Here is a 339-nt window from a genome sequence, read left to right as displayed (position 1 = left end):
AAGACCTCTTGGGGTTGTATGGTTAAGTGACTAAGCGTACACGGTGGATGCCTTGGCAGTCAGAGGCGATGAAGGACGTATTAACTTGCGATAAGCGTAGATAAGGCAGTAAAAGCCACTTGAGTCTACGATTTCCGAATGGGGAAACCCACGTGCATAAGCACGTATCATGCAGTGAATACATAGCTGTATGAGGCGAACTCGGGGAACTGAAACATCTAAGTACCCGAAGGAAAAGAAATCAATTGAGATTCCGGCAGTAGCGGCGAGCGACCCCGGATTAGCCCTTAAGCAGTTTAAGTGTTAGTGGAAGCCTCTGGAAAGTGGCGCGATACAGGG

1 rRNA gene is annotated in these 339 nt (G+C 48.7%); it reads left to right on the top strand.

Features of this window, described 5'->3' with window-relative positions:
• Positions 1–20 precede the first annotated feature (20 nt).
• A 23S ribosomal RNA gene (locus tag A1OO_RS22780) occupies positions 21–339 on the top strand; the annotation flags it as partial.

The sequence above is a fragment of the Enterovibrio norvegicus FF-33 genome (assembly GCF_000286835.2).
GTDB classification, from domain to species: Bacteria; Pseudomonadota; Gammaproteobacteria; order Enterobacterales; family Vibrionaceae; genus Enterovibrio; species Enterovibrio norvegicus_A.
This window is presented reverse-complemented; position numbering and strand designations above follow the sequence as displayed.